This is a genomic window from Salinarchaeum chitinilyticum (genome assembly GCF_055390775.1).
The window spans coordinates 1,489,400-1,505,653 of record NZ_AP043888.1; the positions used below are offsets into that span (position 1 = coordinate 1,489,400).

At 69.4% G+C, this 16,254-nt stretch carries 12 protein-coding genes and 1 pseudogene; 10 read left to right on the plus strand and 3 right to left on the minus strand.

Annotated features, from left to right (window positions below):
• The first annotated feature begins 68 nt into the window (after nucleotides 1-68).
• Together ACZ5KP_RS07285 and ACZ5KP_RS07290 are read left to right on the plus strand one after the other, a co-directional pair.
• Complete coding sequence (locus ACZ5KP_RS07285; protein ID WP_460923037.1) at nucleotides 69-1,304, plus strand: ATPase domain-containing protein; 1,236 nt, start codon at nucleotides 69-71, stop codon at nucleotides 1,302-1,304.
• Between the two features lie 114 nt (nucleotides 1,305-1,418).
• Nucleotides 1,419-2,597, plus strand: a complete 1,179-nt coding sequence (locus ACZ5KP_RS07290; RefSeq protein ID WP_460923035.1) for an aspartate kinase — start codon at nucleotides 1,419-1,421, stop codon at nucleotides 2,595-2,597.
• A gap of 278 nt (nucleotides 2,598-2,875) precedes the next feature.
• Here ACZ5KP_RS07290 and ACZ5KP_RS07295 read toward each other — a convergent pair.
• From ACZ5KP_RS07295 to hisI, 3 genes and pseudogenes are all read right to left on the minus strand, one after another.
• A pseudogene (locus tag ACZ5KP_RS07295) lies at nucleotides 2,876-3,070 on the minus strand (DUF7561 family protein); the annotation flags it as partial.
• Between the two features lie 73 nt (nucleotides 3,071-3,143).
• Nucleotides 3,144-4,328, minus strand: a complete 1,185-nt coding sequence (locus ACZ5KP_RS07300; protein WP_460923033.1) for a DUF7118 family protein — start codon at nucleotides 4,326-4,328, stop codon at nucleotides 3,144-3,146.
• Between the two features lie 22 nt (nucleotides 4,329-4,350).
• Complete coding sequence (gene hisI, locus ACZ5KP_RS07305; RefSeq protein WP_460923031.1) at nucleotides 4,351-4,746, minus strand: phosphoribosyl-AMP cyclohydrolase; 396 nt, start codon at nucleotides 4,744-4,746, stop codon at nucleotides 4,351-4,353.
• Nucleotides 4,747-5,021: 275 nt separating this feature from the next.
• Between hisI and ACZ5KP_RS07310 the strand changes: the two genes are divergently transcribed.
• The 8 genes from ACZ5KP_RS07310 (at nucleotide 5,022) to pheT (ending at nucleotide 16,232) form a co-directional block, all read left to right on the plus strand.
• Nucleotides 5,022-7,289, plus strand: a complete 2,268-nt coding sequence (locus tag ACZ5KP_RS07310) for an NADP-dependent malic enzyme (protein WP_460923029.1) — start codon at nucleotides 5,022-5,024, stop codon at nucleotides 7,287-7,289.
• A 449-nt stretch (nucleotides 7,290-7,738) separates the two neighbouring features.
• Entirely contained in the window at nucleotides 7,739-8,437 is a 699-nt protein-coding gene (gene rpiA, locus ACZ5KP_RS07315) for a ribose-5-phosphate isomerase RpiA (protein WP_460923027.1), read from the plus strand.
• Nucleotides 8,438-8,532: 95 nt separating this feature from the next.
• Nucleotides 8,533-9,237 carry a YIP1 family protein gene (locus ACZ5KP_RS07320; protein ID WP_460923025.1) on the plus strand — a complete coding sequence of 235 codons (705 nt, stop codon included), beginning with the start codon at nucleotides 8,533-8,535 and terminating at the stop codon, nucleotides 9,235-9,237.
• 65 nt (nucleotides 9,238-9,302) lie between these two features.
• A complete protein-coding gene (locus ACZ5KP_RS07325) occupies nucleotides 9,303-10,001 on the plus strand; it encodes a YIP1 family protein (protein WP_460923023.1) in 699 nt (232 codons plus the stop codon).
• Nucleotides 10,002-10,141: 140 nt separating this feature from the next.
• Nucleotides 10,142-11,905 carry a tryptophan--tRNA ligase gene (locus ACZ5KP_RS07330; protein WP_460923021.1) on the plus strand — a complete coding sequence of 588 codons (1,764 nt, stop codon included), beginning with the start codon at nucleotides 10,142-10,144 and terminating at the stop codon, nucleotides 11,903-11,905.
• 190 nt (nucleotides 11,906-12,095) lie between these two features.
• Nucleotides 12,096-12,524, plus strand: coding sequence for a hypothetical protein (locus ACZ5KP_RS07335; RefSeq protein WP_460923019.1), 429 nt, complete (start codon nucleotides 12,096-12,098; stop codon nucleotides 12,522-12,524).
• 306 nt (nucleotides 12,525-12,830) lie between these two features.
• Nucleotides 12,831-14,363, plus strand: coding sequence for a phenylalanine--tRNA ligase subunit alpha (gene pheS / locus ACZ5KP_RS07340; protein WP_460923017.1), 1,533 nt, complete (start codon nucleotides 12,831-12,833; stop codon nucleotides 14,361-14,363).
• A complete protein-coding gene (pheT, locus tag ACZ5KP_RS07345; RefSeq protein WP_460923015.1) occupies nucleotides 14,364-16,232 on the plus strand; it encodes a phenylalanine--tRNA ligase subunit beta in 1,869 nt (622 codons plus the stop codon).
• The last annotated feature ends 22 nt before the right edge of the window (nucleotides 16,233-16,254 follow it).

The window sequence follows — 16,254 nt, forward strand, 5'->3', positions numbered from 1 at the left end:
GGCCCAGCGATGCGTCGTGCGATGGCACGCCACACAGTTTTTGGTGCGTCCCCGCGTTGCACAATGGCATGAGCGACGAGTCAACGCCGGCGTACTGCGACTTCTGCAGCCTCCCGCGATCGTCGGGGACGGTCGAGGCCGAGATCGATGGGGAGCGCTACGTGTTCTGCTCGGAGCACTGCCGCGAGTCGATGCTCGACGCCGACCGGGTGTTCACCCGCTATCACGGCCACCGGCGGTTCGATCCTGGCGTCGCCGCGATCGACGCGGTGCTGCCACAGGGCTGTCCGCGGAACGCGTTCTTGCTTTGCTCGGCACAGGCCGGCACCCGCGTCGGCGCGCTCCAGGCCGAGCTGGTCTGGCGGGCGCTCCAGCGCGAGGAACCCGCCGTGCTGGTGACATTCCAGGAGCCGCCAGCCGCCGTCGTCGAGCGGTTCGTCACGCTGGACTGGAACGTGTTGCCGTACCTCGAATCCGGTCAGCTCCGGGTCGTGGACTGTTTCAGCTACCGGATGGCCGACAAAGGCGATCGCCACGGGGACGGGAGCTCGTGGAACGCGCACCTCGCGGAAGCCGTCGCGCCCGCGACCGAGCGCGTCCGGGACCCCACGGACTCCGAGGAGGTGACCAACAAGCTCGAGAGCGCCCTCGACGGCGACGATATGCCCGTTCGGAGCGACGCCAGCGCTGGCGGGGACGCCGGCCCCGAGCGGATGGTCGAGTGTGGCATCGTCGTGATCGACTCGCTGACGGAGTTCGGCACGCTCGTCCAGCCCGTCCAGGCCTACGACTTCGTCAAGGACCTCCGCGCGGACGTCTGCAAGGCGCGGTTCGTCCCAGTCTTCGCCGGCGCGACCTACGGCGGCGACGCCGACGCCTTCCCCCACGATCTGGCGTACGTCGCCGACGGGCTCGTCGACTGCAAGCTCGACGGCGAGATCGTCGACGACGGGCTCGTCAAACGGCTCCGCGTGCGGAAACTCGACGGCGTCCTGAGCTACCAGCGCTGGATCGCCTACGAGTTCACGGCCGGCCGGGGGCTCGTCCCCTTCGATCCGCAGGCCGAGATCGAGAAGAAGCGAGGAGCCGAGGCGGGCGACGACGCCCAGGATGGAGCGGACTCCGGGACGACGGATTCCGACGACGCGAGTGCCGATCGGGAAGCGACCGCCACGGACAGCACGGACGCGAACGGGACGGACGCGAGCGGTACGGACGACCCGCGAGGACCGCCACGCGATGGGCCCGGACGACCGACGGCGTCCGACGAGGAGGAGAGTGGAAAACCCGATGACGACGAATGACCGGGCTCGCGAGCGGTGGAGACGGCCGCCGTCGAGACGCGGGATGGACAGCGTTATCCCGACCCCCGGGATACGAGAGCCCATGAGCACGGTACGCACGGTTCCGGTGGTAGCATGCGCCTAGTCGCGAAGTTCGGCGGAACCAGTCTCGGCACGGGCGACCGGATCGAGCGAGCCGCGGACACGGTCGCCGCCGCCGTCGAGGAGGGCCACGAGGTGGCCGTCGTCGCGAGCGCGATGGGAAGCACGACCGACGACCTCCTCGACGACATCACCTTCGAGACCGACCAGGCCGACCGCGCACAGATCGTCAGCATGGGCGAGCGAACCTCCGTCCGGATGCTCAAGGCCGCGCTGGCATCCCGCGGGGTCGACGCGATGTTCCTCGAGCCGGGCTCGGAGCTCTGGCCGGTCATCACCGACGTCCACGGCGAGCTCGACGTCGAGAAGACCCGCGAGGCCGCCCAGGCGCTCGCTGCCGTCATGGACGGCGTCGTCCCCGTGATCACTGGCTTCCTCGCGGAGACTCACGACGGCGACGTCACGACGCTGGGCCGGGGCGGCTCGGACACGACCGCCGTCATGCTCGGCAAGTACATGGACGCCGACGAGGTCGTCATCGTCACCGACGTCGAGGGCGTCATGACCGGCGACCCGACGGTCGTCGAGGGCGCGCGGAACGTCGGCGAGATCACCGTCGACGAGCTGCGGAACCTCTCCTTCCGCGGTGCGGAGGTCGTCGCGCCCTCCGCGCTGGCCTACAAGGACGACCGGATGGACGTCCGCGTGACCCACTACCAGCACGGCGACCTCCTGCGCGGTGGCACCCGCATCGAGGGCGAGTTCCGGAACCTCGTCGACATGCGCGAGGAAGCGCTTTCCTGCATGACCGTTGCGGGGCGGGCGATCCGGAACAGCCCCGGGATCCTCCAGCGGCTCTCGACCGCACTCGGCGAGAACGGCATCAACGTCGACGCGGTCGCCTCCGGGATGGACTCGATCACGTACTACGTCGACCAGTCCCAGGCAGAAGCGGCCGAGGCGGTGCTCCACGACGAGGTCGTCTCCCAGGAACCCCTCTCGAGCGTGACCGTCTCCAACGACGTCGCCGTCATCCGGGTGACCGGCGGACAGCTCCCGAACCAGCCCGGCGTCCTGACGGACATCGTCAACCCGCTCGGCGAGGCCCACATCAACATCCGCGACCTGATCACCTCCGCGACCTCCGTCGCGATCTTCGTCGACTGGGACGATCGCGAGGAAACCCTCGAGATCGTCCAGCAGCAGTTCTGAGAGAGTCGTCTTCGCGTCGCTACCTGGACCCCTTCGTTTCGCGTCGAATCGCCGCCAGAACCGACGGCTCAGTCCCGGTATCGTTCGATCGCCAGCGCGACGATGATGCCCAGCGCCGCGCCGGTCGTCAGCCCGTACTCGAGGTCGCCGATCGCCACGCCGACCGCGACGCCGACGCCGGCCCCGATGGCGATTCCGATGCCGACGTACTGCATCCCACCACGGTCGTCGGGCACCGCGTCGCCCCGGTCGATCGGCTCGTCCTGTGGTTTGTCGGGGAGCGCGGCGACGTCGGCCGCCGTCGGCTCCTCGGGAAGGTCGTCCATGCACTCGAAACAGAGGAAATGCTCGCTGCCGTCCTCGAATTCGAGCGTGAGCCCGTCGGTGGTGTCCTTCTCGAAGCTCCAGAGGTTCGCGATGCCGCCAGCGACGGAGACCCGCCGAGTGCAGCCGTCGCAGGGCGTCGTCGCCATGGTCGGAGTGGAGGGGCGACCGCGAAAATGCGTTGTGGTCCGGCGGCAGGTCGCCGGATGGCTTCGGCGAGATTCAGGGATCCGGCGCGGCCGCGATCGCGTCGTCGATCCGTGCGACGGCTTCGCGATGGTCGGCCAGCTCGGCCTCGACCGAACCGGATGCGAGGCGTTCGCGGGCGTCGTCGTCGAGCTGGTCCCTGGCGACGGCGGCGTCGCGGAGCCGGGCGTAGCGGTCCTCCTCGCGGGCGAGCGCCGCGACCTCGCGCAGCGCAGCCATCGCCTCGTCGTCGACGAGGCCGGCCGCGACGCCGCGGAGCTCCCGGACGAGCCACGGAATTTCGGCGGCCGGTGGCGGCGGCCAGTCGATCGTCAGTCCGTCCGCGTCGAGCCGTTCGAGGTAGGTGCGCTCGGTCGCGATCGCGCTGCGGAACGCGCCGGGATCGTCGACGTAGTGCTCGAGCTTCGAGCGCGAGAAGTCGGCGTACTCGAGCAGTCTGGCGACGGACTCGTCGCCCGGCGGCTCGCGTTCGACGTACTCCGCGAGGGGCTCCGGCGGTGCGTCGAGGTCGACGAGCGGGTAGCGATTTGCGCGTTCGAGGACGGCGAACAGCTCCCGGGCCGACGCGTCGGTCCGGAGATCGTCGATCGCGTCGCGAACGGCGTCGTTCCACGTTTCGATCGGGTCGCGGAGCTCCTCGATTGGCGCATCGAGGTCCGCCTCGCCGAGTTCGAGCAGCCGCTCGCAGCGGTCGATCGCGTCCTCGTGGTCCTGTCTGGCCTTTCTGGCCGCCGTGAGTGCTGAAACGAGCCGGTCGCGGGCGGCCTCCTCCTCGTCGAGCCGCTCGACGAGCGCGGCCGCGGGATCGAGCGCGTCGAGTGCGCGATCGAAGTCGTCCTCGCTGAGCCGGGTCTTGTCGACGGCCTCCATGGCCGCCTCGAACGCCTCGCGGCGCGGGAGGTCGTCGTCCAGCCCCTCGACGTGGCTGGAGAAGCGCTGCTCGAACTGCGCGAAGTTGAGGAACTCCTGTGCACCGGTGTCGGTCGCCTTGTCCTGGTACTCGACGAGGAGGTTCCGGGCGGTCCGGTAGCGCTCGTCGAGCGTCTCCAGCGTCTCGCGGCCCACCTCCTCGATCGCGGCCTGGGCGGCGCGGTAGTCCTCGGCGGCCGCTTCGAGCTCTGCGACGGCGTCGTCGCTACTTCCCGTGCGCTCGACCGCACCCGCCGTGCCGGCGTCGCCGGCGTGATCGCGTCCGCTCATGGCGTGGGTAGCTGGAGCGTGGTCACTCGTAGGCCTCGTCAGGGTCGAACACCTGCTCACCGACGACCTCGCCGTCGACGGTGCGGTGGAAACAGGACTCGTAGCCGGTGTGGCAGGCACCCCCGGACTGGTCGACGAGGTAGAGGAGCGCGTCGCCGTCGCAGTCCACGCGGACCTCCTCGATTTCCTGGACGTGGCCGCTGGTGGCGCCCTTCTCCCAGAGCTCGTCGCGGCTGCGCGAGTAGTAGTGCGCCCGGCCGGTCTCGCAGGTCCGATCCAGGGCCTCCGGCGTGACGTAAGCGAGCATCAGGACGTCGCCGGAGTCGGCGTCCTGTGCGATCGCGGGGATCCGACCCGACTCCCCGAAGTCGAGTTCGGGCTCGCCGTCGGCGTCGATCTGGAGGGCGTCCTCGCTCATGCTCGCAGGCAGGGGTGTGCCGGGAATAGGTCTTTTCCTCGATCGTCGGGCGGGGACGGTGACGGCGTGATTTCTCACCGACGGCAGGTAGCTTGCTCCGACGGTGTCCTCGCGAGTGGAGCGAGCGAGGGTCCGTCGATCTTCGATCGACGGTGTACCGAGCGCTCTGGGGCTTTCGGAGTACCCCGAACCGACAGTTCCTCCGTTCGTCGAGAATTTACTCGCGAATCGAGGTGCGGTCGGGGATTTTTCACACCCGCCCACGACCTACCGGCATGACCCTCGAAGACGACTCGTTGGAGTACCACCGCAGCGACCCGCCGGGCAAGGTCGAGATCGCGACGACGAAGCCGACCAACACACAGCGCGATCTGAGTCTCGCGTACTCGCCCGGCGTCGCGGGGCCCTGCCGCGCGATCGACGACGACGTCGAAGAGGCCTACACCTACACCGCGAAGGGCAACATGGTCGGCGTCGTCTCGAACGGCTCCGCCGTCCTGGGGCTGGGCGACATCGGCGCGGCGGCGTCCAAGCCCGTCATGGAGGGCAAGGGCGTTCTGTTCAAGCGCTTCGCCGACATCGACGTGTTCGACCTGGAACTGGACCTCGACGATCCCGAGGCGATGATCGAGGCGATCGCGGCGATGGAGCCGACGTTCGGGGGGATCAACCTCGAGGACATCGCCGCGCCGGCCTGTTTCGAACTCGAGGAGACCCTCCGCGATCGGATGGACGTCCCGGTGTTCCACGACGACCAGCACGGGACGGCGATCATCTCCGGTGCGGCGCTGGTCAACGCCGCGCAGGTCGTCGACAAGGAGCTGGCCGAGCTCGACGTCGTCTTCTCCGGCGCGGGCGCGAGCGCAATCGCGACTGCCCGCTTCTTCGTCTCGCTGGGGGTCGATCCCGACCGGATCACGATGTGTGACTCCTCGGGGATCATCACCGAGGAGCGCATCGCGGCCGGCGACGGCAACGAGTACAAGGCCGAGTTCGCGACGGAAGGGGAGGGCGGCGACCTCGCCGACGCGATGGCGGACGCGGACGCGTTCGTCGGCCTGTCGGTCGGCGGGATCGTCGACGAGGCGATGGTCCAGTCGATGGCGCGGGATCCGATCGTCTTCGCGATGGCGAACCCCGACCCCGAGATCGGCTACGAGGAAGCGAAGGCGGCCCGCGACGACACGGTCGTCGTCGCGACCGGCCGCTCGGACTACCCGAACCAGGTCAACAACGTCCTGGGCTTCCCCTTCATCTTCCGCGGCGCGCTCGACGTCCGGGCGACGGACATCAACGAGCCGATGAAGGTCGCGGCGGCGGAGGCGCTCGCGGAGCTCGCCAGAACCGACGTCCCCGACGCCGTGCGGAAGGCCTACGGCGACCAGCCACTCCAGTTCGGGCCTGACTACATCATCCCGAAGCCGCTGGATCCGCGGGTGCTCTTCGAAGTCGCGCCTGCCGTCGCGGAGGCGGCCATCGAGTCCGGCGCGGCCCGCGCGGAGTCGATCGACGCCGAGGCCTACGAAGAGCGCCTCGAAGCCCGGCTGGGCAAGTCCCGCGAGATGATGCGCGTCGTGCTCAACAAGGCCAAGAGCGATCCCAAACGGGTCGCGCTCGCGGAGGGCGGCGACGACAAGATCATCCGTGCCGCCGCACAGCTCGAGGAACAGGGGATCGCCGAGCCCGTCCTCATCGGCGACGAGGAGCGCATCGACGCCACCTGCCGGGAACTCGGCCTCCGCTACGATCCGGAGGTCGTCGATCCCGAGAGCGAGGCGGCTGGCGAGCGGAAGGCGGCGTACGCCGAGAAGCTCTACGAGGCACGCCGACGCAAGGGCGTCACCCGCAGCGAGGCCGAGGAGCTGATCGAGGACTCGAACTACTTCGCTTCGGTGATGGTCGACGCCGGCGACGCCGACGCGATGCTCACCGGCCTCACGCATCACTACCCATCGGCGCTCCGCCCGCCGCTGCAGATCATCGGCACGGCGCCCGACGCAGACTACGCCGCCGGGGTCTACCTGCTGACTTTCCGGAACAAGGTCGTGTTCGTCGCCGACGCCACCGTCAATCAGGATCCCGACGAGGCCGTCCTCGAGGAGATCACTCGCCACACCGCGGAGCTCGCACGGCGGTTCAACGTCGAGCCCCGCGCGGCGCTCCTCTCCTACTCGAACTTCGGCTCCGTCGATACGGAGGGCACGGTCAAGCCACGCCGGGCCGCGAAGCAGCTCCGCGAGGATCCAAGCGTCGACTTCCCCGTCGACGGCGAGATGCAGGCGGACACGGCCGTGGTGGAGGAGCTCCTGGAGGGCACCTACGAGTTCTCCGAACTGGACGAGCCCGCGAACGTGCTCGTCTTCCCCAATCTCGAAGCGGGGAACATCGGCTACAAGCTGCTGCAGCGGCTCGGCGGGGCGGAGGCCGTCGGGCCGATGCTCGTCGGCATGGACCAGCCCGTCCACGTGCTCCAGCGCGGCGACGAGGTCAAAGACATCGTGAACCTGGCCGGAGTTGCTGTGGTGGACGCGCAGGAGGAATGAGGGACTAGAACGGAGCTGTTTCTTCTTCAGCCGCCCACGGAATCCCCCTCCCGCTCATACCCGGGTTGGATTTTCATCAATCACGAAACCCGGGTGAACCACGTTGGCGCGCGCTCGTGCGGCTGCGAGGCCTTTGCGGCCGAGCAGCCAAACGAGCCAGCGCGCGAGGGATGAGCAGCGCAGTGAGGGAGCGTCAGCGACTGAGTGAGCAGCGCAAGAGGTTGGGGAGGATCGAGGTGCAGTGGGCGGGGCATCGAAAGGGGCAGGTCGCTCCGGGAAGCCCGGCGACCCAAGCACCGCAGCCCGAAGGGCGAGGAGCGCAGCGAGCCGCGCGACTGGAGCGGCCTGGGGCTTTCGGAGGCGTCGTTCAATTCGGCATCCCCACGTTCTACACCAGAACCAGCCCCCAGGAGCCAACGTCTATGTAGGCCGCCGTTCATCCCCGCCACATGGACGCAGCTACGCTGAAGCGTCGCGCCGGCGAGCGCGCCGCCGACCTCGTCGACGACGGCGACGTCGTCGGGTTGGGCTCGGGCTCGACGGCCGCTGCCGCGATCCGCGCAATCGGCGAGCGGGTCGACGCCGGCCTCGACCTCCGGGGAATACCCACGTCGCACCAGTCCCGCGAGGTCGCGCTCGACGCGGGGATCCCGGTCGTCGATCTCGACCAGGTCGAACGCGTCGACCTCGCGATCGACGGCGCGGACCAGATCGCACCGGACGCCGACACCCCTGCCACCGCCCCGCCGATGATCAAGGGCGGCGGCGGGGCTCACGCCCGCGAGAAGCTCGTCGACGCGGCAGCGGAGGAGTTCGTGGTCGTCGTCGATCCCTCGAAGCTCTCCCCGACGCTCGACACCGCGGTGCCGGTCGAGGTTCTGCCCGCCGCGCGGACCGTCGTCGCCGAGCGGCTACGCGAACTGGGCGCCGAACCGACGCTCCGCGAAGCGAGCGCCAAGAGCGGCCCCGTCGTCACCGACAACGGGAACCTCATTCTGGACGCCGAGTTCGGTGAGATCGACTCCCCGTCCGAACTGACCACCGACCTCGCAGAGATCCCAGGCGTCCTCGAACACGGCATCTTCGTGGGGCTCGCGGACCGTGTGCTCGTCGGGCGAGAAGACGGCGTCGAGGAGCTGGAACACTGAGCGGGAGCCATCGGCCAGCAGACGATCCCAGCCCCGCAGCGGGCCAGCCGCGAGCAGAAAACGATAGGTAGGGCCCTCGAAAACTGACGACAACGATGTGGGAGCCGCTACGCCGTGCGCTGTTCGAGCCCGCGGCGTTTCTCGCCGAGGGAGAGGCCACCCCGAGGCGTACCGCCGCGCTGCTCGCGGCCACGATCGTCGTCTGCTTGCTCCCGGCGCCGCTGAAGGTCGCGGCCTTCCGTTCGGACGCGGTGGACTGGGACGTCATCGGCTCCTACCCGCAGTTCGTCTACGCCGCCCGCGACGCCTCCGTCGGCGTCCCGGGACTCTACGGCGCGCTGCTGGTCGTCGGGCTGGTGGTACCGCCGCTCGCCGTCGCCATCTACGCCGGCTTCTTTCACGCGCTGTCCTGGCCGATCGCCTCCGAGGGATCGTACCGCGAGACCGCCGTCGTCACCGTCTGGGGACTCCTGCCGCTGACGGCCGCGGGCGCGATCGCGCTCGCGGTGTGCTACGCCGCCTTCGGCGTCTTCGGACCGCGCCCCGTCGTGACCGGGATCAATTTCCCCGCGCGGGTGGTCGTCGCGCCGCTCTCCCTGGACTCGCCGTGGCTCCTGCTCGATTTCTTCGTCTCGGCCTCGCTCCTCTGGACCGGCTACGTCTGGACGAAGGGGCTGGCCGCCGTCCGTGACCTATCGACCCGGCAGGCGGTGGCCGTCGTCGCGCTCCCGCTCGGGTGGACGCTACTGACGACCATCGGGGTCCAGATGGCGATCCGGTGGCTCGTCGGCGCACTGTAGGGACCCCAGCGGGTCCGAGCGGCTTCCAGCCAGTGATAAATACTGGCGGCGGGAATCGCCTCCCAATGCGAACGGGGCTCCGCCAGGCGCTGTTCGATCCCGCGAGCTTCTTCGCCGGGGACGGTCCGTCCCGCCGAGTGACCGCCGCAGTCCTGGGACTGACCGGCCTCTCCGTGCTCGCGCCGATCCCGCTGGTCTTCGTGCTGATCGAGCGGACCGCCACCGACGCCGGCGTGCCGGGTGGCGTCCCCACGCTCGTCTACGCGGCCGGCGAGAGCTCGATCGCGGTTCCAGGCTACTTCGCCGTGATCGTCGGTCTCGCCGTCGGGACGCCCCTTCTGGCGCTGGCGATCTACGGGCTCCTCTTCCACGGCCTCACCTGGCCGGTCGCGGACGCCGGATCCGTCCGCGAGACGGCGGCGCTCGTGGGCGTGGGACTCCTGCCACAGACGCTCGGAAACCTCGCGGTGGTCGCACTGCTCTACCTCGCGTACCCGATCGCGGGGTTCGACACCGGGATCGGGATCACGTTTCCCGCCAGGGTCGTCGCGCCGGTCGAGACCGCCCGAAGTCCCTGGGTCGCCGTCGAGGTGTTCGGCGCGCTCACCGTCGTCTGGAGCGCCTGGGTGTGGATGGAGGGGCTCCGGACGGTTCGGGGGCTCTCCCGGCGCGCCGCGGCGCTGATCGGCGGGGTCGTCCTCCTGCTCACGCTGGCGCTGACGCCGCCGCTCCTTCGGATGATCCTCACCGTGCTGACGCACTGACTGGCGGCAGCGCACCGCCGACGATCGGGCGCTCGGATGGTCGCCGCGCCTGCCGAAGTCGGCCAACAGCGATCGAGACCGTGTGAACGCGGCGCGAGGAAGCGAACCCCTTTTAGCCGATCCACCGCCACCACTTGGATATGCACCGCGGGTCCCCCGACTCGACGGACGCACAGCGCGACGACCGGAGCGACGCCACCGCTCCGGCGTGGTGGCGGGGGACAGCCGACGCCGAGGGCGGGCCGGACTCGCCGACGATCCTCACTGACGGTGGTGAGCCGAGCGAGGCGAGGCGATCCTCGTCGGAGCTTCGCTCCGACGGTGGGACCGCCGAAGGCGCCGACGAGACCACGCTCGATCCGTGGGGCTCGGCGACGGTCTCGGACTACCGGAAGCTGTTCGACCAGTTCGGCATCGAAGAGTTCGACGAGATCCTCGACTCCGTCCCGCATCCCCACTACCTGATGCGCCGTGGCGTCATCTTCGGCCACCGCGACTACGACGCCGTCGCCGACGCCATGCGGAACGACGAGCCATTCGCCGCGCTCTCGGGGTTCATGCCCACCGGCGAGCCCCACATCGGCCACAAGCTCGTCTTCGACGAGATCGTCTGGCATCAGCAGCAGGGCGGCGACGCCTACGGCCTCATCGCCGACCTCGAGGCCCACAGCGCCCGGGAGATTCCCTGGGACGAGATCGACCAGCACGCGACGGACTACGTCCTGTCGCTCCTGGCGCTCGGGTTCGACCCCGAGGCGGGCACCCTCTATCGCCAGTCCGAGAACCGCGAGGTCCAGGATCTCGCCTTCGAACTCGGCGCGGAGGCGAACTTCTCGGAGCTCCAGGCGATCTACGACTTCCACGGCGGCACGGACGTCTCACACATGCAGTCCGTCGTCACCCAGATGGCGGACATCCTGTACCCGCAGCTCGTGGACGGCCCGAAGCCGACCGTGATCCCGGTCGGGCCCGACCAGGACCCCCACATGCGCCTGGCCAGAGATCTCGCCGCGCGAGTCCGGTACTTCGGCGTCACGGAGGCCTACGCGAGCTTCGAGGCAGACCCGGCAGAGCGGGAGCTGCTCGATCGCGCGTGGGCGGCCCGGGAGTCCTACGCCGAGGAGCCCGAGCGACCGCGCTGCGGTGAGGCCGCGGCGTGGCTCGAAGCCGCCAACGCGGCGGGCGATCTCGACGCCGCGGCGCTGGCCTACGGGAGCGCAGACGACGCAGGCAGCACCGGCGAGGCCGCGGTCCTCGAGTCCACCGTCGAGAAACTGGACAACGCCGGCAAGGAGCCGCTCCGCCCGCGCGTCCGGATCCTCGATCGCAACGCCACCGACGAGGCGTTCGACGCGCTGATCGAGGAAATCGAGGGCGAGAAGCGCGTGTACGACGAGCACGTCGACGCCTTCGAACTCACTCGCGCCGAGGCCGAGGACGTCTCCCGCGAGGTCGAACTCGACCACGGCGGCTACGGGTTCCAGCTTCCCTCCTCGATCTACCACCGGTTCATGACCGGGTTGACGGGCGGGAAGATGTCCTCGTCCGTCCCCGCATCGCACATCAGCCTGCTCGACGACCCCGAGGAGGGCTACGACAAGGTCAAGTCCGCGACGACTGGCGGCCGCGAGACCGCCGAGGAGCAACGGGAGCTCGGTGGCGAAGCCGACGAGTGTCCCGTCTACGAGCTCTACGCGTACCTGCTGGCCGGTGACGACGACGAACTCGCCACCGAGGTCTACGAGGAGTGCGTCGGCGGCGAGCGCCTCTGTGGGGGCTGCAAGGAACAGGCAGCCGAGCTGATGGAGTCGTTCCTCGAGGACCACCAGGAGAAGCGCGCGGAGTGGGAGGAGAAGCTCGACGAGCTGGAGATCGAACTGGACAGCCCGCGCAAGCGCGCCTGAGCGGTCGAATCGGGTCGTTTCAGCCCACAACCCGCCGATCTTTCGAGGGATCGTCGAGCCGAACGATCCAATCCAGAGCGCCACGTCAGCCATCCGTCTGACGGCAGGCTTGCAAATTCCTCTTCGATCATGTAGAAAACAACGTCTGACGACCAAAAATATTAACCACCCTCCCGACGAACGCGTGGGCATGCAGCGCGGACTCCCCGACGCGGCCCGCAACGTCGAGGCCGATCCAGGCGCCGTCTTCGACGCACACGGCGCGGATTCGGTCGACGAGCTGGTCGCCAGCGACGGATCCCCCGAGCGGGACGCCGGGAGCGATCGCGCGGTGATCCGACTGTTCGAGGGCGGCCTCGACCGGCCGGAACGGCGCTCCGCCGACGAAATCGAGCGGTCCGGAACGGCCCGGGTCGGCGAGTCCACCACGACGCCAGCAGTCCTCGGTGAGCTCGAGCGAGCGATCGAGGCCAGCGAGAGCGACGATCCCGCTACGCTCTCCGCGGAGGATCTCGACGCGCTCGACGACGGCGACGTCGCCGACGCGCTCGCGGCCGCAGAGGAACTGGAGGAGGGCGAACTGCCCGAATCCGTCCCCGAGGCCTGGCGGGGCGAGTGACGGCTCGTCGAGCGCCGCCACCGGTGCCGGTGTGGAGCCGACGCGTAACGCTTTTGCGTCGGCGTTTCGAGGCCACGAGTATGCCGTCGAACCCCACGGACCGGCGTTCAGTACGCCCAGCGACTGCGGCCACGGGGTTCGTCTTTTTCGGGCCGGCCTGACGGCCGGCGGACTCCGGGACGGCCTCCTCGGCCTGCCCGGACGAAACCGACCGGGACCGATTCCGGCCGCGACGGGCACGCAGGACCCGCGCGGCGCGTGCCGGCACAGCTTCCGAGCGATCTCAGCAGCCACGAACCACAACCAATGGAACTCCCAGCAGCACAGGTCGCGGTACTGAACGCCGCGAGCGCGAACGAAGCACAGTCGATCGAATCACTCGCCGCCGAGACCGACCTCGCGTTCGAGACGGTGACGGGCGCCGCGTTCGCCCTCGAGGAGGCCGGGCTCGTCGCCGTCGAGAGCGTCGAGCGCGAACGCGTCGCGCCGACCGAGGAGGGCGAGACCTACCTCGAGAACGGGCTGCCCGAAGTGGCGCTCTACCGCGCCGCGATCGACGCCGGTGCCGCCGAAGACTCCGTCTCGCTCGGGGAGGTCATCGGCGCTGCGGGCCTGGACGGCAACGCCGTCGACATCGCGCTCGCCAACTTCGCACGGAAGGGCTACGGCTCGATCGACGACGGCGCGGTGAGCGCCGATCCCGACGCGGATCCCGACGCCGATCAGGAGGCAAAGGGCCTGGCGGCTGTGGCGGCGACGGCCGACGACGTCGTCGACGTCCGCGATCTCGACGTCGAGGCCGACACCGTGGACGACCTCGAACGGCGCGGACTGCTCGAGCGCTCCGAGGCGACCGAGCGTACCGTCACGCTCACCGACGACGGCGTCACCGCGCTGATGGAGGGCGTCGAGGAGGCCGAGACGGTCGGGCAGGTCACGCCGGAGCTCCTGACCAGCGGCGAGTGGGAGTCCGTCGAGTTCGCGGAGTACAACGTCGAGGCCGAGGCCGAGACGCCGCCCGCGGGGCGAACCCACGTCCTCCGGCAGACCATCGAGCGCGTGAAGGACGTGCTCGTCGGGATGGGATTCGAAGAGATGCAGGGGCCACACGTCGACGCGGACTTCTGGATCAACGACGCGCTGTTCATGCCTCAGGACCACCCGGCGCGAACCCACTGGGACCGCTTCGCGATGGAGACGCCCGCGGAGATCGAGTCCCTCCCCGAGGAGCTCGTCGGGGACGTCGAACGCGCCCACCGCGAGGGCGTCGGCGAGTACGGCGACGGTTACCACTCACCGTGGGACGAGGACTTCGCTCGCGCGCTCGCACTGCGCGGGCACACGACGTCGCTCACCGCACGGCACCTCGCCGGCGAGGCGATGGGCGACCTCGAACCGCCACAGCGCTTCTTCAGCGTCGAGAAGGGCTACCGCAACGACACGCTCGACGCGACCCACCTGCTCGAGTTCTTCCAGATCGAGGGCTGGGTGATGGCCGAGGAGCTCTCCGCGCGCGACCTCATGGGGACCTTCGAGGAGTTCTACGCGCAGTTCGGGATCACGGACGTCCAGTTCAAACCCCACTACAACCCCTACACGGAGCCGAGCTTCGAGCTGTTCGGCGAGCACCCCGAAACGGGCGAGCTCATCGAGATCGGCAACTCCGGGATCTTCCGCGAGGAGATGCTCGAACCGCTCGGCGTCGAGGCCGACGTGATGGCCTGGGGGCTGGCCGGCGAGCGCCTCGCGATGCTCGTCACCGGCGCGGAGGACATCCGTGACATCCATGGGACGCTGACCGATCTGGAGTTCCTGCGGAACGCGGAGGTGATCTATTAGATGCCCGTCGTCGAGATCGACCCCGACGAGCTGCTAACCCTCGCGGGGCACGAGGACAAGCCCGAAGACGAACTGATCGAGGACCTGTTCGCGCTCGGCCTCGAGCTGGAGGGCCGCACCGAGGACGGCGAGCTCGAACTCGAGTTCGCCCCCGACCGGCTCGATCGCCTCTCCGTCGAGGGGATCGCCCGCTCGCTACGCTACCAGTTCGGCGACGATCGCGGCGCGCACGTCCCGAACACGACCGATCCCGACTGGACCATCGAGGTCGACGGCGAGGTGCCCGAGGAGCGCCCCTACGTCACCGGCGCGGTGCTCCGGGACGTCAACCTCGATCAGGACGCGCTCGACTCGCTCATCCAGCTCCAGGAGAAGCTCCACGCGACGATGGGACGGGGCCGCGCGAAGGGCGCCATCGGCGTCCACGACCTGACGATGCTCAAGGGTGGCGCCGCGGCGACCGACGACGCGTCCGAGCCCACGAAGACCGTCCAGTACACCGGTATCGAGCCCGATGGAGACACGTTCGTTCCACTGGAGGGTGACGCGGAGATGACCCCCGGCGAGGCGCTTTCCTCTCACCACATGGCCAGCGAGTACGCCGACCTCGTCGCCGACTACGAGCGCATGCCCGCGATCTACGACGATCTCGGACTCTTCTCCTTCCCGCCGGTGATCAACGGCCGCCGGACGGAGGTGACCGCGAATTCCCGAAACCTCTTCGTCGAGATGACCGGCACCGACCAGTGGACGATCGACCGGATGCTGGCGATCTGCTGCTACGCGATGGACGCGCGCGGCGCGACGATCGAATCGGTCCGCGTGGAGTACGCAGCGGACGCGTCGGGCGAGTACGCGGGCTCGACGATCGAGCGGCCCGACCTCGCGCTCGACCGGAAGACCGTCGCCCACGACCGCGTCGAGTCCGTCATCGGCTTGGACTTCGATCCCTCGGAGGTGATCGATCTGCTGGAGCGGTCGGGGCTTGACGCCCAGCAAATCGAACTCCAGCGCGGCGACGCTGGCGAGGAGGGCGACGTCGCGGTCGGCTACGAGGTCGGGATCCCGGCCTACCGCGTCGACGTGCTCCACCCACAGGACCTGATCGACGACGTCGGTCGCGCCTTCGGCTTCAACGAACTCGAGGCCAGCTACCCCGACGTCTCGACGCTCGGCGGGCGCCACGAGCGCTCCCGGCACGAGCGGGCGGTCCGCGACGCGCTCGTCGGCATCGGCTTCGAGGACATGCTGAACTTCCACATGACCAACGAGGCCGAGACCTTCGAGCGGATGGGGCTGCCGATCCCCGTCGCCGAATCGGCGGATCCGACGGATCTCGAGGCCGGCGGAACCGTCGAAATCGACGAACGCAGCGGCGAGCACGCCGACCGCGACGTCTCGGACGACGCGGTCGGCTTCGCGGCCCCGCCCACCATCGCGACCCCTTACAGCGAGGACTACACGATCCTCCGGACCTGGGCGCTTCCCTCCCTGCTACAGGTGCTGGAGGGCAACACCCACCGCGAGTATCCCCAGAACCTCGCCGAGGTCGGCTTCGTCGCGGACGTCGATCCGAGCGAGCCGACTGGCGTCGCGGAGTCCCGCTCCGTCGCCGCCGTCGTCGCCGGCCACGACGCTTCCTACGAAGACGCCCGCGGCCGCCTGCAGGCGCTCACGTCCGCGTTCGACGTCGGCCTGGAGACGCCGCCGACCGAGCACCCGAGCTTCCTCGACGGCCGGTGTGCCGACGTCGTGATCGACGGGGAGGTCGTCGGCGTCATCGGCGAGATCGACCCCGCGGTGCTCGTCGAGCACGACCTCGAAGTGCCCGTCGCCGCCTTCGAGCTCCGCCGGGACGCCCTGGCGTAAACGGGCGGCCGCGTTCCTCGCA

Bases quoted from the DNA above. Each gene is read 5' to 3' on its own strand.
- ACZ5KP_RS07285 (WP_460923037.1), top strand. From the start codon at position 69: ATGAGCGACGAGTCAACGCCGGCGTACTGCGACTTCTGCAGCCTCCCG.
- ACZ5KP_RS07290 (WP_460923035.1), top strand. From the start codon at position 1,419: ATGCGCCTAGTCGCGAAGTTCGGCGGAACCAGTCTCGGCACGGGCGAC.
- ACZ5KP_RS07300 (WP_460923033.1), bottom strand. From the start codon at position 4,328: ATGAGCGGACGCGATCACGCCGGCGACGCCGGCACGGCGGGTGCGGTC.
- hisI (WP_460923031.1), bottom strand. From the start codon at position 4,746: ATGAGCGAGGACGCCCTCCAGATCGACGCCGACGGCGAGCCCGAACTC.
- ACZ5KP_RS07310 (WP_460923029.1), top strand. From the start codon at position 5,022: ATGACCCTCGAAGACGACTCGTTGGAGTACCACCGCAGCGACCCGCCG.
- rpiA (WP_460923027.1), top strand. From the start codon at position 7,739: ATGGACGCAGCTACGCTGAAGCGTCGCGCCGGCGAGCGCGCCGCCGAC.
- ACZ5KP_RS07320 (WP_460923025.1), top strand. From the start codon at position 8,533: ATGTGGGAGCCGCTACGCCGTGCGCTGTTCGAGCCCGCGGCGTTTCTC.
- ACZ5KP_RS07325 (WP_460923023.1), top strand. From the start codon at position 9,303: ATGCGAACGGGGCTCCGCCAGGCGCTGTTCGATCCCGCGAGCTTCTTC.
- ACZ5KP_RS07330 (WP_460923021.1), top strand. From the start codon at position 10,142: ATGCACCGCGGGTCCCCCGACTCGACGGACGCACAGCGCGACGACCGG.
- ACZ5KP_RS07335 (WP_460923019.1), top strand. From the start codon at position 12,096: ATGCAGCGCGGACTCCCCGACGCGGCCCGCAACGTCGAGGCCGATCCA.
- pheS (WP_460923017.1), top strand. From the start codon at position 12,831: ATGGAACTCCCAGCAGCACAGGTCGCGGTACTGAACGCCGCGAGCGCG.
- pheT (WP_460923015.1), top strand. From the start codon at position 14,364: ATGCCCGTCGTCGAGATCGACCCCGACGAGCTGCTAACCCTCGCGGGG.